Raw genomic sequence first — 21,863 nt, 5'->3', positions numbered from 1 at the left:
CCATCAGCTGTGTGTCTCCCAGCCATCGGCCAGCTGTTCCAGATGGCGCAGAAACTCCTCGGCCAGCGGCGACAGCCGCTTGCCGCGCAGCCACAGCGCCGACCAGGACGAGGCCACCGGGAAGCGATCGGCATGCAGCACGGCCAGCCCCTCTTCGGCCGGCTTGGCGGCCAGCGCGTGGCGCGAAACCAGGCCCAGGCCCATGCCGGCCGCCACCGACTGCTTGACCGCCTCATTGCTGCCCAGCTCCAAGCGCACCCGCGGCGCGAGGCCCAGCTGCTTGAAATGCACATCGATGGCCATGCGTGTGCCCGAGCCCTTCTCGCGCAGGATGAAGGGCTCGCGCTGCAGCTGCGCGCTGCGCACCCGGCCGGCACGCGCCAGCGGGTGCTCGTTGGCGGCGATCACCACCAGCGGATTGGCCAGCAGCTCGCGGCGCTCGTGAGGGATGTCCTCCGGCGGCTGCGAGAGCACATAGAGATCGTCCAGATTGCGCCGCATGCGCTCGACCACGGCCTCGCGATTGAGCACCTGCAGCGAGATGTCCACCGCCGGGTGGCTGGCGCAGAAGCGGCCCAGCATGCGCGGGATGAAGTACTTGGCCGTGCTGGCGATGGCCACGCGCAGCCGCCCCTGGCTCATGCCCTTCAAGGCGGCGATGCGCTGCTCCAGCCCTTCCCATTCGGATTCGATCGCCCGCGCCGCATCGGCCACCGCCTGGCCCGCCTCGGTCAGGTAGAGCTGGCGGCCAACCTGCTCGTACAGCGGCAAGCCGATCGAATCGGCCAGCTCCTTCAGCTGCATGGAGACCGTCGGCTGGGTCACATGGCAGGCGCGCGCGGCCGCCGTGGTCGAGCCGGTATCGGCCAGCGCCAGCAGCAGACGCAGCTGGCGAAAAGTTGCATGCATAGAGATTCCTCGATGCCTTCAATCGAAACAATCGATTTTTCCTGAAGACTCATTGTGCCTAGCATGGCAGCCCATGAATACCCTCCTCGATCCTGCGCTGCTGTTCTTCGTTCTCGGCGTTTTTGCCGGGCTGCTCAAATCCAACCTGGAAGTGCCGGCGCCGCTGTCGCGCTTTCTCTCGCTCTATCTGCTGATGGCCCTGGGCCTGAAGGGCGGCTTCGCGCTGGCGCAGACCGGCTTTTCCAGCAGCATCGCCACCGCCCTGGCCTGCGCCGTGCTGCTGGCCGTGCTGGTGCCGCTGCTTGATGTGCAATGGCTCAAGCGCCGGCTGGCGCCGCATGACGCCTGGGCCGTGGCCGCCACCTACGGCAGCGTCAGCGCGGTGACCTTTGTGACCGCCACCCACATCCTGGAGAGCGCCGGCACGCCGGCCGGCGGCTATATGGCCGCGGCCATGGCGCTGATGGAATCGCCGGCGCTGATCATCGCCATCGCCGCCGCCCATGCGGTGCGGCGCCAGACCGCCGGCGGCGTGCAGACGGTCAGCATCGGCGCCGGCGGCAGCGCCACGCTGGGCGGCGGCGCGCCGCACCACTCACTGGCCCCGGTGCTGCGTGAGGCCTTCACCGACGGCGGCACCCTGCTGCTGCTGGGAGCCTTGGCGATCGGCCTCCTGACCGGCAGCAGCGGCGCCGCCGCGATGAAGCCCTTCACCGGCGATCTGTTCAAGGGCCTGCTGGCCTTCTTCCTGCTCGATATGGGTCTCTTGACAGCCCGCCAGCTCGGCGGCCTGCGCTCGCAGCCGCTCAGCCTGTTTGCCTACGCACTGATCGCCCCGCTGCTGCATGCGCTGCTGGCGCTGACGCTGGCGCGGCTGGCCGGCGTCAAGCAGGCCGATGGCACGCTGCTGGCCGTGCTGGCCGCCAGCGCCTCCTACATCGCCGTGCCGGCGGTGCTGCGCCATGCGATGCCGGAGGCCAAGGCCTCGGTCTATGTGGGCCTGTCGCTGGGCGTGACCTTCCCCTTCAACCTGATCGTCGGCATCCCGCTGTACCGCGCAATGGCGGAGGCCTTCGGGTTGCCAGGCTGAGCGGGGCCGCCACGCGGTGGCTCAGCCCCCGTAGTCGACGAAAAAGGCCTTCAGCGTCTGCCGATCGACGAGCATGAAGCAAGGCCGGTCGTGGCTGAATTCGACCACCAGCAGGTGATGGCGGGCGAGCGTCTTCAGGTAATGAAAGCGCTGTGAATCGCCGGCGTCGTCCTTGCCGCGATAGACGAAGTCGTTCAGGCGCAGTGGCGCGCGGCCGGGAGCAGTCAGCACCAGCCGCTCGCCCTCTCGGCTGACACCCGCCGGCAGCGCCGTATCGCGCTGCGAGCCCAGCGCCTCATGCAGCGGCAGGAAGCTCTCATCGACGTTCGCCACGCCCAGCAGCGTTGCAGCGGCCGTGGCCTGGATGCGGCTGACGTAGGGCTGCTCGAAGATCGGCCCTCGCCGCCCATCAAAAGTCTGCGCCACGCCCGTTGAGGCTTGCAGTGCTGCCATCAGGCCCAGGGCCGCGGCGTGTCGCTTCATCATGGCTTTTCCCCCTCGTTCACTGCCGGCTCCCCATCGGCGCCTGCTTGTGGCCCCGCCCGGTAGACCAGCACCTTCAGCGCCCGATCCGGGTCTGCATCGGCAAAGGCCGGCGGGTTGGCCAGGCGCTCAATGAATTGCAGTGAGGGCGCGTGCTCGGCCACCTGCTCGCGCAAAAAGGCCTCAGTGAGCTTGGGCGTGTTCAGCGCCAGCAAGACCTGACCCCCAGGCGCCAGCAGCTCAGGCAGGCGGCGCAGCAGCCGCGCATAGTCCTTGGTGGCGACGAAGCTGCCCTTCTGGTAGCTCGGTGGGTCGGCGATCACGAGCTCATAGGGGCCGCCGCGGATCAGCTTGCCCCAGGACGTGAACAGATCGTGGGCCAGATAGCTGGCGCCCTTGAGTCCGTGTTCCCCATTCGCCTCGTGGTTGCGCCGGCCTATGCTCAAGGCACCACTGGCCATGTCCAGATTGACCACCTGGCTGGCGCCGCCGCGCAGCGCCGCCACCGAGAAGGCACAGGTGTAGGCGAACAGGTTCAGCACCTTGATGCCGGGCTGGGCCTGGGCCTGTGCCCGCACCCAGCGCCGGCCCGCGGCCATGTCCAGAAACAGGCCGTGGTTCTGACCGCGCAGCAGATGCACCTGGTAGCGCGCACCGTCTTCCTGCACCCAGTGCGGCTCGGGCACCGCGCCGGCCATCAGCCGCGTCTCGCTCTGGCCCTCGTGCCGGCACTGGTAGACCCAGCTGAGCGGCTGTGCCTGCGCCAGCCCCTGCCAGCGCGCCTGCAGCGCCACGCCGATCTCGGCCAGCAGCGCCTCGTCCAGCGGCTCGAAGCTGGTCAGCATAACGACCGGCGGAAAGACATCGAGCGCCAGATGCTCGCAGCCCGGATACAGGCCGCCGCGGCCATGGAACAACCGGCCGACGTCTTCACCGGCTTGCAGGCGGGCGATGGCATCGAACAAGGGGGCGAGATGGGCGGCAGGCATTGAACCAGGGCGTTGAAGACAGCGGCCGATTGTCCCGCAAGGCATCCGCCCCCGCTCATGGCGAGCATCACTCTGCGCTGGCACGGCGCACTGGATCAGGCCGTTGCAAATGCGCCCGCATGGCGACGCTCATTCACGCTGGAAGGGGGCTCACCTCCTTGGCTGCGGCAATGCCGGCCAGAGGCAATGCTCATTCGCAGCGCAGCGAATATCGAATGCACTTTTTCTTGGAGGACAGTTGCCGTGGCAGCGGCAAGAATGAAAAACAAATAAGGACAGGATGATCGATGAACTTCCAGCAACTCCGCTCCGTCCGCGAGGCGCAGCGTCGCGGCTTCAACCTGACCGAGGTCGCTGCCGCCCTGCACACCTCGCAACCCGGCGTCAGCCGCCAGATCCGCGAGCTCGAAGATGAACTCGGCATCGAGATCTTTGTGCGTGCCGGCAAGCGCCTGACCGGCCTGACCGAGCCGGGCCGCACGGTGCTGCCCATCGTCGAGCGCCTGCTGCTGGAGGCCGACAATCTGCGCCGTGCCGGCGACGACTTCGCCCGCGCCGACCGCGGCGTGCTGCGCATCGCCGCCACCCACAGCCAGGCCCGCTATGCGCTACCGCCGGTGGTGCGCGACTTCCGCTTGAGCCACCCCGATGTCGAGTTCCACCTGCAACAGGGCTCGCCGCAGCAGGTCGCCCAGCTGCTGCTCGACGGCGAGGCTGATATCGGCATCGCCACCGAAGCGCTGGCGCAGTACGACGAACTGCTGGCCCTTCCCTGCTATCGCTGGACCCACACCGTGCTCACGCCGGTCAATCACCCGCTGGCCGAGGTGGTGCGCCAGGGCGAGCCGCTGACGCTGGACGCGCTGTCGGCCTACGCCATCGTCACCTACGAATCTGGCTACACCGGCCGCTCGCACATCGACGCCGCCTTCAAGGCCGCCAACGTGCCGTTGAATGTGGTGCTGGCCGCCATGGATGCCGACGTGATCAAGACCTATGTCGAGCTCGGCCTTGGCATCGGCATCGTCGCCGCCATCGCCTACGACGAGCAACGCGACCGCCAGCTCGCGGCGCTCGATGCCCGCCATCTGTTCGCCGACAACTTGACCCGGCTGGCGCTGCGTCGCGATGCCTTTCTGCGCGACTACGCCTATTCCTTCATCGAGAGCTTTGCCCCGCCCTGGACCCGTGCCGCGGTGCAAGACCTGCGCGAAGGCGTGTCGCTGCGCATCGCAGCCTGATTCCCCAGAACAGGGGCTGGCCTGAGCGGCCGGTGAGGAAATATCTGCAAATGTCAGCGCGGGCCGACGATTCTTCAATTCAAGCAAGGTCCATCCAGCCTAAGAATTCAGCATGACATAACACGTTTCCTGCTTGCCCTGCAAATTGAAACCGGGCGTGCCAGGCCGCGCAGTAAAGGTCCACCCCTCAAAGCCCAGATGCACGACACTGGGCCGATGGACGCCTCAACACCCGCGACTGACGACGCACCTGAACAAGTGCCTGCAGCCGCGTCGCGAGCGGCCAACGATGGCGATACGGCCTGCCGCAACTGCCCGCTGCGCGCGCTGCCGCTGTTCATCGAGCCCAGCGGCGAGGAGCTTGCCCTGGTGCAGTCGCTCAAGCGGCGGGAGCGCCGCCTGGCCGCTGGCGAGGCGCTGATCCATGAGGGGCAGACCGATGCGCCGCTCTACACCCTGCTTCAAGGCTGGGCCTTTCGCTACAAGACGCTCAGCGACGGACGGCGGCAGATCCTCAGCTTTCTGCTGGCAGGAGATTTCATCGGCGTGCAGCAGAAGATGGGCGATGCGGCCGCCCACGGCGTCGAGACGCTGACCGACGCACAGTTCTGCGTCTTCCATCGCGATGCGCTGTGGGAGCTGCACCGGCAAAGCCCGATGATGGGATTCAACATCACCTGGCTGACGGCCCACGAAGAGTCCATGGTCGACGACACGCTGCTCTCGGTCGGGCGCCGCAGCGCCGAGGAGCGCATCGCGTCGCTGCTGATTCTGCTGTTCAAGCGGGCCGCCGCGCTGCAGCCCGACGCGGGGGCCGATGGCATCGCCTTCCCGCTGACCCAGCAGCATATTGCCGATGGCCTGGGGCTTTCGCTGGTGCACACCAACAAGACCCTGCGCAAGCTGGAGCGGCGCGGGCTGCACCAGATCAGCAATGGGCGGCTGTATCTGCGCGACCTCAAGTCGATGGCGCGCCTGGCCGACCTCTACGGCGATGGCCGGCCGGCGCCACGCCCGCTGGTCTGATCGGTGCTGACAGCGTGGGGCTGCCCCTGTGTCTTTCGACGTAGTGACTCGCGCCCCGTAGCCCTAAATTGCCTCCGGTCGACCTCCGGGTCATCCACGAGGAGGCATTCCATGTGCGCTGAGCACCCGTCTTTGCTGAACAACGAGCTGCTGGCCGCCTTGCCCGGCGACGTCGCTGCGGCGCTGCGAGCGCAGCTCGAGAGCGTTGTGCTGACTGCGGGCAGCACCCTGTATGAGGCGGGCGTCGAGCTCAGCCACGTCTACTTTCCGGTCACCGCGGTGATCTCCCTGGTGTCACCGATGCAGGACGGCGCCTGCATCGAAGTCGCCGTGGTCGGGCGCGAGGGCATTGCCGGCGTGTGTGCCTTCATGGGCGGTGGCAAGGCCTTGAGCAATGCCGTGGTGCAGCGCGCCGGCCTGGCCTGGCGGATGAAGGCCGCCGACATCGCTCGCCTGGCCCGGGACGTTGAGCCGGCGATGCAGCAGCTGCTGCGCTACACGCAGGTGCTGTTCACACAGATGGCGCAAACCTCGGCCTGCCACCGCCACCATGCACTGGCGCCACAGCTGTGCCGCTGGCTGCTCGAGCATCTGGACCGGCAGGCCGGCGATGAAATGCGCGTCACGCAGGAGCGCATTGCCGTGATGCTGGGCGTGCGCCGCGAAGGCGTGACCGTCGCCGCGCTGCAGCTGCAGAAGGACGGCGTGATCAGCTACCGTCGCGGCTGTATTCGCGTGCTGGACAGACAGCGCCTGAAGACGCAGAGCTGCGAATGCTACGAGGTGCTTGAGCAGGCCTACGCCCGGCTGAGGTCCAGGGCCGCCCAGCAGCGCGAGGCAGAACTGGCTTGATCTGCGCCTGGCGAAAAGCCGAGGCGGCCCATCCTGCGGCCACCCCGGCGTGCGCTTCTTCGCAGCGGCACAGCGAATGCTGCAAATTCTGCAAAGGCTGCAAGCGCTGCGAAGGCTGCACTAGCCCTTGCTGGCGTCCTTGACCACCTGCTTGACGTCGCCCACCGTCTTCTGCACCCGGCCTTGCACCTGCCTCTTGATGCCCTTGGTTTGCTGATCCGTGCTGCCGATCACCTTGCCGGTGGTCTCCTGCACCTTGCCGGCGGCTTGCTTCAGCGTGCCCTTGACTTGATCCTTGTTCATGGCTTCACCTGTTTGCGTTGAGGTTGAGAGGGCTGGCAGCGCCGAGGCTCAGTCAGCCGCGTAGGCCGTGCCGTAGAACTTGTGCACGCCACTGGCCCAGGTCCTGTCAGACATCGTCGGCCAGTGGTCCTTGTCAAAACCCGGCGCGTCGCGCAGATCGTCTTTTGCGACATTGAGCGTGAAGCGCTTGTGCTCGGTATCCAGCGCCAGCGCCGCCCAGGGCACGGCGAACAGCTTTTCGCCCATGCCCAGCAGGCCGCCGAAGGACAGAACCGCATAAGCCACCTTGCCGGAGGCCATGTCGATCATCAGCTCCTTGATGTCGCCCAGATCCTCGCCGCTCTTGTTGTAGACGTCGTTGCCCATCAGGGTATCGGCACCCATCAGTGAAGGGCCAGGGCCTGAAGCGCTGTTGGCATACATGCCAAAGTTGTCGCGGGTCACGTAATTGGCTTGCATAGTCATTCCTTGCTCTTGGATGGAAGCGGGGCCATGCACGCAGCCGTTCATCGAGCTTGCAAGCGCTAGTACCCCGGTGAGATGGCCAGCAGGCCTGATGGCTCGCTGGCACTGCGCGAACCTTAGGCGGCGCGGGGTAGCGGGTCTGTGCGCAAACGCACGCGTGGGAAGGCCGATGGCGAGCGCTGCGGCCTCTGGCTCAGCCGCCTCGCCAGGCCCGCGCGCCGCTCACTCGCGGAAGCCGAACTGCCGCTCGGGGGCCCGCAGTTCCAGCTGCCGAAACTCCGAGGGCGACATGCGGGTGAAATCGCGGAAGTCACGCGCCAGATGCTGGTGATCGTGATAGCCAGCATCCAGCGCCAGGTCCAGCCAGCGTGCCTGCGGCGCGAGATTGGCCAGGCGCACCATGCGGTCAAAACGCGCGACGCGGCCGAACAGCCGCGGGCTCACGCCCATGCGCGCGGCAAATTGCCGGCGCAGCTGGCGCACGTCCAGCCCGTGGGCCAGCGCGAGCGCATCCAGCCCGCCGCCCTCTCCGCGCAGCAGCTGCCGGGCCACGACATCCGCCGCCGCCAGCGGCTTGCGCGCGCTGCTCAGCAAAGGCAAGAGCCAGGCCTCGACATGAGCGATCAGCGGCTCGGGCTCCTCATGCTGGGCCAGCCTGTCGACCAACTGGCGAAAGCTCGGCGGGAACAGCGCCTCGGCGTCCAGCCACTCGTCGGTCAGCGAATCCAGCGGCAGCCCGGTGAGGCGGTAAAGCGCGCCAGGCTCGAACTCGATCTGGTACACCGAGAAATCCAGCCCGCCCTGGCGCAGCGTGGCCACCGTGGGCTGACCGATGAGGGCGGCACGCGGCTTGCAGCGCTGCGGCGCACCAGGCAGCAGGCTCACCTGCTCGGGATCACGCAGGTAGAAGGCCAGCGCCGCGGCAGGCCGGGGCCAGTAGGGCTTGACGGGAACCGCCAGCCCGCCGGCAAAGCGCAGCCGGATCACCTGGTGCTGCCGCACCCAGCCGCGCAGCGCTGGCGAGGGCGGCGCGAAATGAAAGACGGGCGACATGGTCGGGCTGATCGGGCTGATCGGGCTGATCGGGCGGATGGGGCTGAGGGGGCTGATGAAGCGTTCAGTCGGCAAGCGGCGGCGCGACGACACGCATGCCATGGGCGGCGAACAGAGTATGCGCCGCCTCGGGCGTGGGCGGCCCCTCCAGCCGCGACAGCGCGGCAAAGAAGTCCTCCATCTGCCCGGCCGGCGTGTACAGAAAGCGCAACCTGCCAACGGGGCCGAGCTGGCGGAAGGTATGCGGCACGCCACGCGGCAAGAAGATGCTGTCGCCCGCCTTCAACAGGAACTGGGCCTCGCCGCACTGAAAGCGGTACTCGCCCTCGTCCACGATGAAGACCTCGTCCTGCTCCGGATGCAGATGCAGCGGCGGGCCGCCCGGGGCATGGCCCTGCCAGCTCATCACGCTGAGCGCCTGGCCGGTGGCGGCGGCGGGCACATTGACCATCCAGCGGTCAGCACCGACCGCCAGCGGCGCGCCCTCATGGCTGTGCCCGGCACGCACCAGGCAGGGCTGGGGGGCAGCAGGCGAGGTCTCGTTCAATGGGCTGGGCATGGCGCGCTCCTCAAGTTGGGGAACCTCCAGCATGGCAAGAAGCGCTCAGCCGCGCTGGTATGAATCGGACGTCGAGGGCTGGACGCACAAGGCCTTGAGTCTCCAGCCCGCAAGCGCATCACCACGGTGCCGTCGGTGCGCGGCAGATCGCCCTCATCAGGGCGATCGTCGCTGGCGGCGCATGCATCGTCAGGCACAGACAGTGAGCGGCGCGCTGCGCTTGCACAGGCCGGCTCGGCCGCCGCTGCAGGACGCTCGGGCCGTACGGTACTGCACAGACCGCCCCGGCTCAAAGCTTCAGTCTCCGCCTAACGCCAAGGGCACGGGTACTCGGAATCTCCGAAGCTCGACTCGCCCTCGCCGAAAGGAGCCCGGATGGAACTGTCTACACCCCTTGCCGCTGAGGATCTGTCTCGCCCCCGCGAACGCCGCAGCAGCCCCTCGGACAACACGCGCTCGCTCAACAGCGCCGTTTCATGGAGCGCGATCACTGCCGGGGCCGCGGCCGCGGCCTCGCTGTCATTGATACTGCTGATTCTTGGCGTCGGGCTCGGCCTCTCTTCGGTGTCGCCCTGGGCCCGTGATGGGGTCAGTGCCGCGGCGCTGGGCTTGTCGACCATCCTGTGGCTGACGCTCACGCAATTGCTCGCTTCCGCCGTGGGCGGCTACCTCGCCGGGCGGCTGCGCGTCAAATGGACTGAGGTGCATAGCGACGAGGTCTACTTCCGCGACACCGCCCATGGCTTCCTCGCCTGGGCCATGGCCTCGCTGCTCACCGCCGCTTTGCTCGGCTCGGTCATCGGATCGATCCTCAGCGGTGGAGTCCAGGCCGGCGCATCGGTGCTCGGGGGCGCTGCCACCACGGCAAGCTCCAGCGTTGGCGCCGCAGCAGCCTCATCCCGCAGCGCGCAGCGCGGTGATGCCGGACTGATGGACTATTTCGTCGATTCCCTGTTCCGCCGTGATGCGTCTCTTGCCGGCGGCGCGAGCGCGCCGACTGGCCAGGAGAGCATCGATCGCGGCAACGGCAAGGACAGCGCCGAGGTCAGCCGGATCTTCATGAACGTCAGCCGCTCCGACCCGCTGCCGCCCGAAGACCTTCGCTACGTCGGACTGATCGTGGCCCAGCGCACCGGCCTCTCACAGCCTCTGGCCGAGAAGCGGGTGGCCGAGGTCTATGCCCGAGCACAGGCCAAGGTGCGCGATATCGAGCTGGCCGCCCGCGAAACGACCGATGAGGCGCGCAAGGCCTCCGCCTACACGGCCCTGTGGCTGTTCGTCTCCTTGCTGGTCGGCGCCTTCGTCGCCAGCCTGAGCGCCACCTTTGGCGGTCGTCGCCGCGACGCTTGATGGCGGCACCTCATCCCTCCAACACCGAAAGCCACCATGCGCTCACTCCTGCTGCTGTTTCTCGGCATTCCCATCCCGATCATCATCTTGATCGCCCTCCTTGTGCATTGATTGCACGTCCCGCACCTGCATCGATAGAAAGCAACTCAATGACTTCCACCAAGACCCGCACCCCTGGCGAGAGCCGTGCTACCAACCATGGCAACGAGGACGCCATCGGCCTGCTCAAGGCCGACCATGAAGCGGTCAGCCAGCTGTTCGCCGACTACGAGAAGGCCCGTTCGGTCCAGAGCAAGAAGTCGCTCGTCGCCGAGATCTGCACGGCGCTGAGCGTGCATGCGCAGATTGAAGAGGAGATCTTCTACCCGGCCGTCAAAGCCGCGCTGAAGGACAAGCTGCTGGTGCCGGAGGCCACGGTGGAGCATGCCGGCGTCAAGAACCTGATCGCCCAGCTCAAGGGCGCCGAGCCCGATGGCGAGAACTACGACGCCAAGGTGAAGGTCTTGTCGGAGTACGTGATGCATCACGTCAAGGAGGAACAGACCGAGATGTTCCCGAAGGTCAAGGCGTCCTCGCTGGACACCGCCGAACTCGGTGCCCGTATGGCCGCGCGCAAGAGCGATCTGCTGGAGCAAGCCGCATGAGCCGGATCGTGAATCCCTTCATGAGCGCCTGGTTCAGCGCGGCGAACCGCATCGCTGGCGCAATGCGTAGCCAGGCTGCGGCCCAGTTCCAGAGGCAGTTCAACGCCATGGCCAAGCAAGCCAACCGCGACTGCTTCCGGCTGTGGTCCGAGGCCGTAACCGGCGCGGCGACCTGGAAGGGTCGCAAGCGCTAGCAAGCGCTGTGCTCGCCACCACCCACACACCCCTTCGTCGGTGAGACCGACGAACCATCCATCACGGCGACCGGGGCCCATCCAGGCGCCGTCCATCACTACGAGAACGCGAGCGAGAACAACAGCATGAACCACACCATTAACGGGCTTGTGAAGCGGCCCTCGCTTGCCTTGCTGGGCACCGAGCCCTTGCGGGCTGCGTTCGAGCTGGCCCGAAATTTTCTGGCCAGTCCTCGGCCCAGCAAGCCTGGCGACGGGCATCCGGTGGTGATCTTCCCCGGGCTGGGCGCAGACGGCCACTCGGTGGCCACGCTGCGTGATCACTGTCGCAAACTGGGCTATGACGCGTTCGACTGGGGCCAGGGCTTCAACACCGGGCCACAAGGCGATCTCGACGCCTGGCTACAAGCCCTGAAACTTCAGATTGAAGGCCTGCTCAGCAAGCACGAGCAGCCTGCCACGCTGATCGGCTGGAGCCTGGGCGGCCTGTATGCACGCGAAGTCAGCAAGCTGATGCTGCCGCGTGTGCGCCAGGTGATCACCATCGGAACGCCCTTCAATGCCGACGCCGACCACACCAACGCAGGCTGGCTGTTCCGGCTGCTCAGCAGCAGCTCCACCACGCTTGACCCGCTCTTGAGCCGCAGGCTGCGCACACCGCCGCCGCTGCGCACAAGCTCGATCTACAGCCGCAGCGACGGCGTCGTCGCCTGGCAGAGCTGCCGTCACAACAGGCGATCCCGGCTGGTGCAGGACATCGAGGTCGAAGGCAGTCATATCGGCATGGGTTGGAACCGCGAGGTGCTCGACGTGGTGACGGATCGCCTCGGCCAGGGGCCCGGCCTGTGGCGGCCTTATGCCAAGGCCTCGTGAATACCGGTATCGCCCCCTGTACTCAAGCACCCCGTCGGTGTTCCAGCCCGTCCCCCTCACGCACCACGCCACACGAATGAAAGCCCAGCCATGACACACCCCCCAGCCCCCAGCTCGCCAGACTCCAAGCAGGCACGGCCGCAAGACTCGGCCGCCCCCGCGCAGCCGGTGGCAGGGCCTCGGCGAGCCAAGGCGCCCCTCTCGGCACCGGATCTGCCCTTGCCGCATGAGCGTGACGAATCAACAGAGCCGGTGCTGGCCTCGCCCGACCCGGTGATCGTGCAGGCCAAGCGCGACATCGACGCCGGCCAGGTCGACACCGACATGCGCGCCACACCAGGCCTGGACGCCGGCTTGCGCGCCAGCCTGGTGCCTGGCCCCGGCGGCAAGCCCTCACCGGGCTGCTGATTTCCATCGCAGTCGCCGCGGCAGCCATGGCGGCGGCATCGACATCCAGAGGTACTCCGATGAAGTCCACCCCCAAGACCCGGGCCAGCGCCAAGAGCGTGGCCACGCCGCAGGACACGCCGCTGCAGGTGGCCGAGCAAATGCCAGAGCAAATGCCAGAGCAAATGGCCGAGCTGATGGCCGCGGCCATGCCGGAGAACCTCGGCAAGGCCAAGGAATTCGGCCGCGCGAACGCCCTGGCGCCGGCCCGCGGTGCCAGCATGGCGAGCATCCCGGCTGCCGCCCTGGCCAGCACCCTGAGCGAGGGCAATGCCTCGGCGAAAACGGCGGCGCTGGACCCGACACGCTCGAACGCAGGCCAGGCCCTGAGCAGCAACCAGGGCGTCCTGATCGGCGACAACCAGAACTCGCTGAAGGTGGGCCTGCGCGGGCCAACCTTGCTGGAGGATTTCCTTCTGCGCGAGAAGATCACCCACTTCGATCATGAGCGCATTCCCGAGCGCATCGTCCATGCGCGCGGCTCGGCTGCGCATGGCTACTTCGTCGCCTATGCCGCGCTGACGGCGCTGACGCGGGCAGCGCCCTTCCAGGCGGCCGGCAAGATCACGCCGGTGTTTGTGCGCTTCTCGACGGTGGCCGGCGAGCGCGGTTCCAGCGATACGGCGCGCGACATTCGCGGCTTTGCCGTCAAGTTCTATACCGACGAGGGCAACTGGGATCTGGTGGGCAACAACATCCCGGTGTTCTTCATCCAGGATGCGATGAAGTTCCCCGACCTGATCCATGCCGTCAAGCCCGAACCGCATCACGGCATGCCGCAGGCCGCGTCAGCCCATGACACCTTCTGGGACTTTGTCTCGCTGATGCCCGAGAGCACGCACGCGCTGATGTGGGTCATGTCGGACCGTGGCATTCCGCGCAGCCTGCGCATGATGCAAGGCTTTGGCGTGCACACCTACCGCCTGGTCAACGCCGATGGCGAGTCTCAGTTCGTCAAGTTTCACTGGAAGCCCAAGCTCGGCACCCACTCGCTGGTGTGGGATGAAGCGGTCAAGATCTCCGGCGCCGACCCCGACTTTCACCGCCGCGATTTGTGGGAGGCCATCGAGTCCGGCGACTACCCGGAATGGGAACTGGGCCTGCAGATCTTCTCCGAGGCGCAGGCCGACAGCTTCAGCTTCGACGTGCTCGATGCCAGCAAGCTGATTCCCGAGGAATTGGTGCCCGTGACGCCGGTCGGGCGCATGGTGCTCAACCGCAATCCGGACAACTTCTTTGCCGAAACCGAGCAGGTGGCCTTCTGTGCCGCGCACGTTGTGCCAGGCATCGACTTCAGCAATGACCCCTTGCTGGCCGGCCGCATCCATTCCTACCTGGACACGCAGATCACGCGACTCGGCGGCGCCAATTTTCACGAGCTTCCGATCAACGCCCCCTTGGCTCCGGTGCACAACAACCAGCGCGACGGTCTGCACCGCCAGACCATTCCGCGCGGCCGCGTCGCCTATGAACCGAACTCGCTCGGCGGTGGCTGCCCCTTCCAGGCCGGCGCGGCTGGCTTCGTCTCCTTCCCGCAAGCGCTGGACGGCGAAAAGCTGCGCGGCAAACCTGAGAAATTCGCCGACCATTACACGCAGGCCAAGCTCTTCTACGACAGCCAGACCGCTGTGGAACAGGCCCATATCGAGGCCGCATTCCGCTTCGAGCTGAGCAAGCTCACGGTGCCGGCCATCCGCGCCCGCATGCTGTCGTCACTGCGCCATGTGTCGACCAAACTCGCCTCAGGCCTTGCGGCCGGGCTGGGCATGGCCCTGCCGCCCGCCATGCCCAAGGTGCTGGAACAGCCGCCCACGCCTGAGTTCGCCGTGTCAGCGGCGCTGTCTTTGCGGGCCCTGCCGGGGGACGGCGGCGTACGCACGCGCAGCGTCGCCCTGCTGATTGCCGATGGGGTGGAGGGCGCCTCGCTGGCCATCGTGCGGGCGGCCCTGCAAAGCGCGGGTGCGACCGTGCACCTGATTGCACCGCGGCTCGGCGCCATCCAGCCCGCCCAAGGCGCGGTGATCGACGCCACCGGCTCGCTGGAGAACTCGGCGCCGGTGCTGTTCGACGGGCTGGTGCTGCCCGACGGTGCGGCCGGCATCAAGGCGCTTGGCAAACAGATGGAGCTGCGGGACTTTCTCGCCAGCCAGTACCGCCACGGCAAGACCCTGCTGGCGATGGGCGGCTCGACCAGCTTGTTGGAACAGGCCGGCGTGTCGGCATCGCTGGCCAATGGCGAGCCGGACCCCGGCATCGTCATTGGCGCCGCCAGCGAGGCCAAGCGCCTGGCCGCGGATTTCATCGCGGCACTGGGCAGGCACCGTCACCCCGAACGTGAGGCCGGCCTGCTGTTCGGCTGAGCGCTGTGCACCCTGTTCATCGGCATCGCTCGGGCTGGCGGGCCTGTCTCAGCATCGGCCTGGCCGCGGGTGTGGGCCTGAGCCTGCTGATGGCCCTGCTCGCCTGCGGCAGCAATGCGCGGCTGCCCATCAGTGCGGGCTATGGCCCCGATCCCGCGCTGGCTGTACACGCTGCCCAATGGCGACGTGCTGATGGCCGACGATGTTGGCAACACCATCTGGCGCATTAGCACCGGCAGGCGATGAATGCGGGTGGCCTGCGGGTTCACGGGCAGCGCCCCTCCTGAACTGCAAGCCTGAATCTGGCCTCATGCGCCCGCCAGCGAGGCGCCTGCCTCCTGCCACAGCAGTCTGCCACTGCAGGCTGCCACTGCAGTGGCATCCGCTGAGGCACTTGAAGACCGCCGGGCCGGGCGACAATGGCGGCCTGGTCTGCCCCTGGTCGGCTAGACGCACGCTCCCTTCTCTGTCGCCGCCAGCCCTCATGACCGCTACCCCCTACACCACCCTGCCGACCTGGCCCAAGGCCTATCCGGACAGCGGCGCCAGCGCCACGCTCAAGAGCCTCAACGAGGATTTCATCGTCACCGAACTGCCGCTGCAGCTGCCCTCAGGCGCTGGCGAGCACCTCTGGCTGGACGTCGAAAAGAGCGGCGCCAACACCGCCTTCGTTGCCCAGCAGCTGGCCAACGCCGCCGGCGTGAAGGAGTGGGATGTGGGCTATGCCGGACTCAAGGACCGCTATGCCCTCACCCGCCAGTGGTTCAGCCTCTATCTGCCGATCCCCAAGGGCAAGGGCGAGACGCCCGACCTGACCCAGCTTCAGCACCCGGAATTCAAGGTCCTGAGCCAGAGCCGCCACGTCAAAAAGCTGCGCCCCGGCGATCTGCAGGGCAACCGATTCCGCATCGTGTTGCGCGACGTCGTCGGCGATCGCCAAGCCATCGAGGCCAATCTCCAGGCCATTGCGGCGCAGGGTGTGCCCAACTACTTTGGCGCCCAGCGTTTCGGTCACGACGGCGGCAATGTCGAGCAGGGCCGCGCCATGCTGGCGCGCGAGATCCGCGTGCGCAACCCGAAGAAGAAAGGCATCTACCTGTCGGCGGTGCGCTCCTTTGTTTTCAATGAAGTGCTGGCACTGCGCATCCAGCAAGGGCTCTGGGGCCAAACCCTGCCCGGCGACGTGATGGACGAAGCCGGCCGGCCGACCGGGCCACTCTGGGGCCGGGGCCGCCTGAGCAGCGGCGATCAAGCGCAGGCGCTGGAAATGGGCGTGGCCTCACGCCACGCCAGCCTGTGCGACGGCATGGAGCACGCTGGCCTGGATCAAGAACGCCGCGCCCTGGTGGCCATCCCGGCCGGCCTGTCCTGGGAATGGCCGCAGGCCGATCAGCTGCTGCTCGATTTCTCGCTGCCGGCCGGCAACTACGCGACCTCCGTGCTGAACGAAATCCTGCGCACCACGGAGCCTGAGCGGCACGCCGAGAGCGAGTCAGCAGCGCCGGAATGACGCGGCGGATGATCACAAGCACCGCGCTGTCGCTTTGCGCTGAAGCTTGAACTGCGGCTTCCATCAAATCCGGTACATGGCGGCGTTCCAGTACCGCTCCAATCGGCGCCTTGGCGGGAGGTCTCACTAAGGGAAAAGACGGAAACGACGCCAGCGGAATCGGTGCCTAATCAGTTAGATTCGACACCTGCCCCAGATTTCGCGATCAGGGGAGGCGGATTGCACGACGACCCGACGCGAATTCCTTGAAAGGCTGATATGGCAACAGGCAAGGTGAAGTGGTTCAATGACGCCAAGGGCTTTGGTTTCATCACCCCGGACGATGGCGGCGAAGATTTGTTCGTTCGTTTCTCCGCCATCAGCATGAATGGCTTCAAGACCCTCAAGGAAGGTCAGCTGGTCTCTTTCCAAGTGGTGCAGGGCCCGAAAGGCAAAGAAGCATCAGATGTCACGGCACCACAGTGAATTCGCTTGGCGCCCGAAGCCGCGACTGAGCTCCAATGCAAAAGCATCTGTTGACCCGCTCAGGGTCGCGTGGACGGATGACTGCATCAGCCCTTAGCCCCGTCTAGTAGCAGACAGCCGCCGCAGTCTGACGCAGCAGGCGGCGGCCAGACCGCTTGGATGGCTGCTTCAGCCCCGATAGCGCTCATCACTGCTTGCACCGCGCCAGGCGAGCCGATGACAGCTTCGCGTCGCGGTGCGTGAGCGCCGCACTACGGTGCAAACCGACACTGATAACTGTCGGTTCACGCTGGAGCTTAGACCGATGCTTCTATCTAACCAGGTGCTTGGCGCCGCCTGTATTATCGAGATTTGAATCCTTGTCTCGTTGAGTTTGAATTCATGGCAATTTGAATCGTTGAACATTGAACTTCGGGGCACCAGGCCAATCTTCCGCCCAACCTCGAATTTCCAACCGGATCAGACCAATGATCGGATTTCGACGATGCGGAACAGATGCGAAGCAATCACCAGCATTTCGCGTGCCTCCCACGCAGCCAGATCAACTTTCCTGTGACTCTGTGGGTTCTTGAAGTACCCCACAGCCCCTGCCATTAGGTTCGCGAGCGCTTGCCGCTCCCCACCCTCTTGATTGAGGTCGGACAGTTCACCATCCACGGGATGGAAGGCGCGCGAGGCCAACTTGACGCCCAAAAATTCAGGCCCTAGGCCCGCAGCTTGACGTATGGCTACCTCAAGTGCTTTGAAGGCCTCAAAGACCGCCGTGTCGAACTTCCCCGCACGATAGCTATCCATACACTCGGCTGCGATCTGCGGATGCAACAAGGTCTCAGGCAGGTCGCGCTCGGCGCTCCAAGTTGGAAAGTCGTGGACCCGAGCAGCCTTCATGCCGTCGCGAGTTAGCAAACACCAGCCAATGTCACTCTCTGGCGCTTGGCAAATGAAGTTGCGAGCCTGCAGCCAACCAAAGGCCTCAGATACGGCCCGAGCAGCTTCCCACGCTCGAGTCTCGTAAAGCCCCCTGATCTCGCCGATTACGTTCCGGATGTGAAAGGCACTTTCGCCATTCGGACTCTTGGCCAGCAGCGTCTTCAACAGAACGCCGGCAACAGCCGACACGCTCGCCTGCTCTAAAGCCTCGGGGGTTGGATAGGCAGCTCGGACATTCATCGGGCTAGTTCCTTCTTGTTGACTTGGCAGTCTAAGCGTCAGTGGTTGGCCAACGCCCGGACCGCCCGTTCAAAGCTCAGCGCAACTGTCGGTTCGCGTTCAACCCAGAACTGAAAACCGACGCTGAAGGTCGAACAACAACAGCAGCGGTCGAGACCTGCGTACGTAATTTGTAGCCACTCAGGCGGTTAGTCTCGGGGTGCCGTTATCGGTGTTGACCTGTCCACTCTCGGCGCATCGCGGCCATAGGCCGGCAGCCCAGGGCGCTGTGCGGCCGGCGCTCGTTGTAGAACTGGCGCCAGGCTTCGATCAGCACTTTGGCCTCAGCAAGGGTGCGGAACCAATCCCGGTTGAGCAGCCCTTCCCGCAGCATGCCATTGAAGCCCTCCACGAAGCCGTTCTGCCAGGGCTTGCCCGGCGCGAAGAAGGCCGGGCCAATGGCCTAGTCGCGCAGCCAGTGCATCAGCGAGCGCGCCGTGAAGTCCGCGCCGTTGTCGCTGCGGATGTGTTCAGGCTTGCCGTACAGGCTCATCAGCCGCGACAGCGTCAGGATCACGTCCTAAGAGCGCAGACGGCTGGCCGGCACGATGGCCAACCATGGCGTACTTCTGGATCAGGCTGAGTATTGCCAGTCAAGCTTGTCAAGCGAGCGGCAGCTATTCCGCACAGAGCAGTCAATTGTGATGGACCTATCTATGAGGATCAGAACTCGCTTTCGATGCGGATGGTGAGCTTCTCACCGAATAAAGGTATTGACAGGCCATTGGGCCGATACAGCGAGGTGGCAAGTATCGTGGGCGCCATCTTATCTACGCGTTCCCTGTTCCCCGCTGAATTTATCCAAGCGGCTTTCTCACAGTGGCGGACGAGTACGGAATTGAAGGCGCGGGTAAGTCCGTCGATCTCTGGCGTGCTCAAAGATTTGATGGAACGCGCTCAAGAGTGTTGATTCTGACGGACAGTGACGGCTCATGACGTCCAGTTCGGCATAGTCGAAGACCAGAGTGGGGATCTGATATCGATCCATGAAGTCGAGAATGTGGCTTCCGTACTCTTCATAGGAACACTTGAAAAGTTCTTTCACAATGACGACTCCCACTATCGGCTTGGAATTGAGTTCAACGCTGAGTTCTTTCCCACTGACAAGTTTGAGTTTCGGACTGCCCTCACGACGAATCGTCGAGAGCGCCCCGCGCACCTGCGAGAGGCCTTCTTTCAATTGACTGATCGCTTTGCGTTGTTTCCGTTCGAGCGTTGTGTTCAGCGTTTTTGCGGTGTTGGGGCTGTCTTTCGCCTGTAGAAGCACGGTTACCTCATCACCCAGGATGAGTACATCGACCAATTCCTCACCATCGGAAATCTTCACTGGGCCATGAACAATACGGTCAGCTGCATAGATCCGCTTAAGCAAATAGATGATGTCCATCTCTTGCATGGGCCCAGGCTCCTGCCGCTCCAACTCGCTGGTTGCAAATCCAGCCCAGCCCTGGAACCCTTGCTGTGTCATGTCGGTAATGACGTAATTGCTCGGAAACAAATCCTCACCAAGATACACCGACGTTGCCAACATATCGTCGGCAGCGGTGCTCTTGGCAAACCATGATTCTCCTTGATCCAGCATTTCAAGGAAGTGCTCTTCTCCTAGCAGCGGACTCGCTGTAATGCGCGAGCGAAAACCACCAAGCTCCGCATGGGCTTTGCAACTGAGCAGTTCACGGTTGTGCTCATCAAAAAAACATACCTTGAACTGGTTCGGAAGAGTTTGAATCGTTTCTGTAAGCGGGGCGTCTGCGGCAAGTGGAGTCGTGATGGTCAGAGGGCTGACTGGATCGTCAAAAAATGCTGATATCAGCGTCAATCCACGCCGTCCATCGGCGACACAAGGTGCCAAGTAGAATTTAAATTCGCGCTTCTCTCGGGCGGTGAGGATGATCTCCTTGCGTGTCTTGATTACCAGTATCGGCTCATCCGTGGCGACAGCTCCAAGTCCTCTTGCCAATTTACGGACGTGTGACAATGCGTCAGGATGCACTATTGAAAGGTACACAAATCTACTCCCTATGCGGACACTTATTTTGGCGATTTTTGTGCGTATTAATGGGTTGCTGAATTTCCTCCCCGCGCTCCCAAAACGATGGGGCGCCCGCACTTGTAGCACTGGTGGTCCGCTCGGTGGCAGTTAGCGTGCGTTCGCTGTGCCTCTGCGATCGGCTGCACCCGCTGCAAGTCAGCCCCTCGCGCGACCAGTTCGCGCACGGCAATTAGGTTGCTCCCCCTCCTCCTCCAGAATCTTGTGCAGCGCTCCCAAAATCGTGCATATGTGCAGCGGGCGATCTACACAGCCATGGCCACACAATGTCCTCACAGCAAGAAAACACCCATCAAATCAACAACTTGCGCCCAGGGCAAATCCGCAAACTGCGGCCTTCCGAGTTCAAACTAAAGCGCAAATAGTTCGAACTACAGCGCAAACCGACAACCGGCAACCAACACTGGGCGTCAAGCAGCATGACGCTTCATCCCCGACTTTTGACGCCCTGTCGCGCCGCGCTTGGGGCAGACTCTGGGGGCTTGATATGGTGTGCTACATCAGCAACACACCTCAGGCCTCGGGCCGATCAAGAGACATGCACAGCTGGAACGACAATGCGCCGATTTACCAGCAGCTGGCCGACCATCTGGCCACCCAGCTGCTGGACGGCACCCCTCCCGAGGGCGATGCGCTGCCCTCGGTTCGCAACCTGGCAAGCCGCTATCTGATCAACCCGCTGACCGTCAGCCGGGCGCTGCAGGCGCTGGTCGACACCGGCCTGGTCGAGAGCCGCCGGGGCATGGGCATGTATGTGCGGCCCGGTGCCCGCGAGCGCTTGCTGCAGACCGAGCGCGAGCGCTTTCTGCAGGAGGAGTGGCCGCTGCTGCGCGCCCGCCTGCAACGCCTCGGCCTGGGTGCCAATGATTTGAACTGGGGAACGCAATGAGCACGGGGGACGCCATGGACAACAAGACCCATCTGGTCGAGGCGCAGGGCTTCAGCCTGCACTACGGGCGCAAGACCGCCGTCGACAATATCTCTTTCAAGATCCCCAAGGGCCGCGTGGTCGGCCTGCTGGGCCACAACGGCGCGGGCAAGACCTCGCTGATGAAGGCCATGGTCGGCCTGATGGGCGGCAGCGGCCAACTCAGCGTGCTGGGGCTGGATCCGCGCAGCCAGCGCAACGAGTTGCTGCAATCGCTGTCCTACATCCCCGATGTGGCCGTGCTGCCGCGCTGGGCCCGCGTGGACGAGCTGATCACGCTGATGAGCGGGCTGCAGCCGCGCTTCTCGGCCGAACGTGCCCGTGTGCTGCTCAAGCGCACCAGCGTCGGCCCGCGTGACAAGGTCAAGAGCCTGTCCAAGGGCATGGTCACTCAGCTGCATCTGGCGCTGATCGCGGCCATCGACACCCGGCTGATGATTCTCGACGAGCCGACGCTGGGCCTCGACGTGATCTCGCGCAAGAGCTTCTACGAGATGCTGATCGATGAATGGTGTGACGGCGAGCGCAGCGTGATCATCTCGACGCACCAGGTCGAGGAAATCGAGACCCTGTTGTCCGACGTGATGATGCTCGACGAGGGCAAGCTGGTGCTGAACATCAGCCTGGAGGAGATGGACTCGCGCTTCGTTGCGCTATCGCACGACCCCGCCGCCGCCGATGCGGTGGCCGACGCCCATCCGCTGCTGCGTTACCGCCAGCAGGGCCGCTCGGCGGCACTGTTCGATGGCGAGCCGCCCGCCCATGTGCAGGCACTGGGCCAGCGTTTCCGCCCCAGCCTGGTGGACCTGTTCGTCGCCCTGACGCGCAAGCCCGAGCTGCAAAGCCAGCAAGCCTGAGTCGAT

23 protein-coding genes and 1 pseudogene are annotated in these 21,863 nt (G+C 65.0%); 14 read left to right on the top strand and 10 right to left on the bottom strand.

Annotation, left to right across the window (positions count from 1 at the left end; genetic code table 11):
- Positions 1-3: 3 nt before the first annotated feature.
- Positions 4-909, bottom strand: coding sequence for a LysR family transcriptional regulator (locus tag RQP53_RS09470; protein WP_315650058.1), 906 nt, complete (start codon positions 907-909; stop codon positions 4-6).
- Between the two features lie 73 nt (positions 910-982).
- Here RQP53_RS09470 and RQP53_RS09465 point away from each other — a divergent pair, with 73 nt between their 5' ends.
- Positions 983-1,999 (top strand): sodium-dependent bicarbonate transport family permease, encoded by a 1,017-nt coding sequence (locus tag RQP53_RS09465; protein WP_315650057.1) that lies wholly within the window; start codon positions 983-985, stop codon positions 1,997-1,999.
- A gap of 21 nt (positions 2,000-2,020) precedes the next feature.
- On the opposite strand, the gene RQP53_RS09460 is transcribed toward RQP53_RS09465, so the two are convergent.
- Positions 2,021-2,485, bottom strand: coding sequence for a hypothetical protein (locus RQP53_RS09460; RefSeq protein ID WP_315650056.1), 465 nt, complete (start codon positions 2,483-2,485; stop codon positions 2,021-2,023).
- Complete coding sequence (locus RQP53_RS09455) at positions 2,482-3,471, bottom strand: class I SAM-dependent methyltransferase (protein WP_315650055.1); 990 nt, start codon at positions 3,469-3,471, stop codon at positions 2,482-2,484. Before RQP53_RS09455 ends, RQP53_RS09460 begins: the two co-directional genes overlap by 4 nt.
- A gap of 287 nt (positions 3,472-3,758) precedes the next feature.
- On the opposite strand from RQP53_RS09455, the gene RQP53_RS09450 reads away from it, so the two are divergent.
- From RQP53_RS09450 to RQP53_RS09440, 3 genes are all read left to right on the top strand, one after another.
- Positions 3,759-4,712, top strand: coding sequence for a CysB family HTH-type transcriptional regulator (locus RQP53_RS09450; protein ID WP_315650054.1), 954 nt, complete (start codon positions 3,759-3,761; stop codon positions 4,710-4,712).
- A 216-nt stretch (positions 4,713-4,928) separates the two neighbouring features.
- A complete protein-coding gene (locus RQP53_RS09445; protein ID WP_315650053.1) occupies positions 4,929-5,738 on the top strand; it encodes a Crp/Fnr family transcriptional regulator in 810 nt (269 codons plus the stop codon).
- 111 nt (positions 5,739-5,849) lie between these two features.
- The gene (locus tag RQP53_RS09440) at positions 5,850-6,590 is read left to right on the top strand and encodes a Crp/Fnr family transcriptional regulator (RefSeq protein WP_315650052.1); all 741 of its coding nucleotides are present in this window, start codon (positions 5,850-5,852) and stop codon (positions 6,588-6,590) included.
- A gap of 120 nt (positions 6,591-6,710) precedes the next feature.
- Here RQP53_RS09440 and RQP53_RS09435 read toward each other — a convergent pair whose 3' ends face one another.
- From RQP53_RS09435 to RQP53_RS09420, 4 genes are all read right to left on the bottom strand, one after another.
- Entirely contained in the window at positions 6,711-6,893 is a 183-nt protein-coding gene (locus RQP53_RS09435) for a CsbD family protein (protein WP_315650051.1), read from the bottom strand.
- A gap of 48 nt (positions 6,894-6,941) precedes the next feature.
- On the bottom strand, positions 6,942-7,352 hold the full coding sequence (locus tag RQP53_RS09430; RefSeq protein WP_315650050.1) for a PRC-barrel domain-containing protein: 411 nt from the start codon (positions 7,350-7,352) through the stop codon (positions 6,942-6,944).
- A 228-nt stretch (positions 7,353-7,580) separates the two neighbouring features.
- Positions 7,581-8,411 (bottom strand): helix-turn-helix domain-containing protein, encoded by an 831-nt coding sequence (locus RQP53_RS09425; protein ID WP_315650049.1) that lies wholly within the window; start codon positions 8,409-8,411, stop codon positions 7,581-7,583.
- 64 nt (positions 8,412-8,475) lie between these two features.
- Positions 8,476-8,970, bottom strand: a complete 495-nt coding sequence (locus RQP53_RS09420) for a cupin domain-containing protein (protein WP_315650048.1) — start codon at positions 8,968-8,970, stop codon at positions 8,476-8,478.
- Between the two features lie 375 nt (positions 8,971-9,345).
- On the opposite strand from RQP53_RS09420, the gene RQP53_RS09415 reads away from it, so the two are divergent.
- The 8 genes from RQP53_RS09415 to RQP53_RS09380 all read left to right on the top strand — a co-directional run bounded on the left by RQP53_RS09415 (position 9,346) and on the right by RQP53_RS09380 (position 16,813).
- On the top strand, positions 9,346-10,320 hold the full coding sequence (locus RQP53_RS09415) for a hypothetical protein (RefSeq protein ID WP_315650047.1): 975 nt from the start codon (positions 9,346-9,348) through the stop codon (positions 10,318-10,320).
- A gap of 149 nt (positions 10,321-10,469) precedes the next feature.
- Positions 10,470-10,964 (top strand): hemerythrin domain-containing protein, encoded by a 495-nt coding sequence (locus tag RQP53_RS09410; protein WP_315650046.1) that lies wholly within the window; start codon positions 10,470-10,472, stop codon positions 10,962-10,964.
- A complete protein-coding gene (locus RQP53_RS09405) occupies positions 10,961-11,158 on the top strand; it encodes a hypothetical protein (RefSeq protein WP_315650045.1) in 198 nt (65 codons plus the stop codon). The genes RQP53_RS09410 and RQP53_RS09405 overlap by 4 nt, the downstream gene beginning before the upstream one ends.
- Before the next feature lie 126 nt (positions 11,159-11,284).
- Positions 11,285-12,031 carry an alpha/beta fold hydrolase gene (locus tag RQP53_RS09400; protein ID WP_315650044.1) on the top strand — a complete coding sequence of 249 codons (747 nt, stop codon included), beginning with the start codon at positions 11,285-11,287 and terminating at the stop codon, positions 12,029-12,031.
- Positions 12,032-12,121: 90 nt separating this feature from the next.
- Positions 12,122-12,439 carry a hypothetical protein gene (locus tag RQP53_RS09395; RefSeq protein WP_315650043.1) on the top strand — a complete coding sequence of 106 codons (318 nt, stop codon included), beginning with the start codon at positions 12,122-12,124 and terminating at the stop codon, positions 12,437-12,439.
- Positions 12,440-12,498: 59 nt separating this feature from the next.
- Positions 12,499-14,838, top strand: coding sequence for a catalase (locus RQP53_RS09390; protein ID WP_315650042.1), 2,340 nt, complete (start codon positions 12,499-12,501; stop codon positions 14,836-14,838).
- A 484-nt stretch (positions 14,839-15,322) separates the two neighbouring features.
- The gene (truD, locus tag RQP53_RS09385) at positions 15,323-16,348 is read left to right on the top strand and encodes a tRNA pseudouridine(13) synthase TruD (protein ID WP_315650041.1); all 1,026 of its coding nucleotides are present in this window, start codon (positions 15,323-15,325) and stop codon (positions 16,346-16,348) included.
- A 258-nt stretch (positions 16,349-16,606) separates the two neighbouring features.
- Positions 16,607-16,813: a cold-shock protein gene (locus tag RQP53_RS09380; protein WP_315650040.1), complete on the top strand. Its 207-nt coding sequence runs from the start codon at positions 16,607-16,609 to the stop codon at positions 16,811-16,813.
- 459 nt (positions 16,814-17,272) lie between these two features.
- On the opposite strand, the gene RQP53_RS09375 is transcribed toward RQP53_RS09380, so the two are convergent.
- The 3 genes and pseudogenes from RQP53_RS09375 to RQP53_RS09365 form a co-directional block, all read right to left on the bottom strand.
- On the bottom strand, positions 17,273-17,983 hold the full coding sequence (locus tag RQP53_RS09375) for a TIGR02391 family protein (RefSeq protein ID WP_315650039.1): 711 nt from the start codon (positions 17,981-17,983) through the stop codon (positions 17,273-17,275).
- Positions 17,984-18,188: 205 nt separating this feature from the next.
- Positions 18,189-18,542 (bottom strand): annotated as a pseudogene (locus RQP53_RS09370) (integrase core domain-containing protein); the annotation flags it as partial.
- Between the two features lie 294 nt (positions 18,543-18,836).
- Positions 18,837-20,030 carry a hypothetical protein gene (locus tag RQP53_RS09365; RefSeq protein WP_315650038.1) on the bottom strand — a complete coding sequence of 398 codons (1,194 nt, stop codon included), beginning with the start codon at positions 20,028-20,030 and terminating at the stop codon, positions 18,837-18,839.
- Positions 20,031-20,610: 580 nt separating this feature from the next.
- Here RQP53_RS09365 and RQP53_RS09360 point away from each other — a divergent pair.
- Positions 20,611-20,961 (top strand): GntR family transcriptional regulator, encoded by a 351-nt coding sequence (locus RQP53_RS09360; protein WP_315650037.1) that lies wholly within the window; start codon positions 20,611-20,613, stop codon positions 20,959-20,961.
- Positions 20,958-21,857: an ABC transporter ATP-binding protein gene (locus RQP53_RS09355; protein ID WP_315650036.1), complete on the top strand. Its 900-nt coding sequence runs from the start codon at positions 20,958-20,960 to the stop codon at positions 21,855-21,857. Before RQP53_RS09360 ends, RQP53_RS09355 begins: the two co-directional genes overlap by 4 nt.
- The last annotated feature ends 6 nt before the right edge of the window (positions 21,858-21,863 follow it).

This window comes from Roseateles aquae (assembly GCF_032337115.1).
Classification (GTDB): domain Bacteria; phylum Pseudomonadota; class Gammaproteobacteria; order Burkholderiales; family Burkholderiaceae_C; genus Roseateles_C; species Roseateles_C aquae.
Note: the sequence above shows the minus strand (reverse complement) of the source record. Positions and strands in the feature narration are given on the sequence as shown.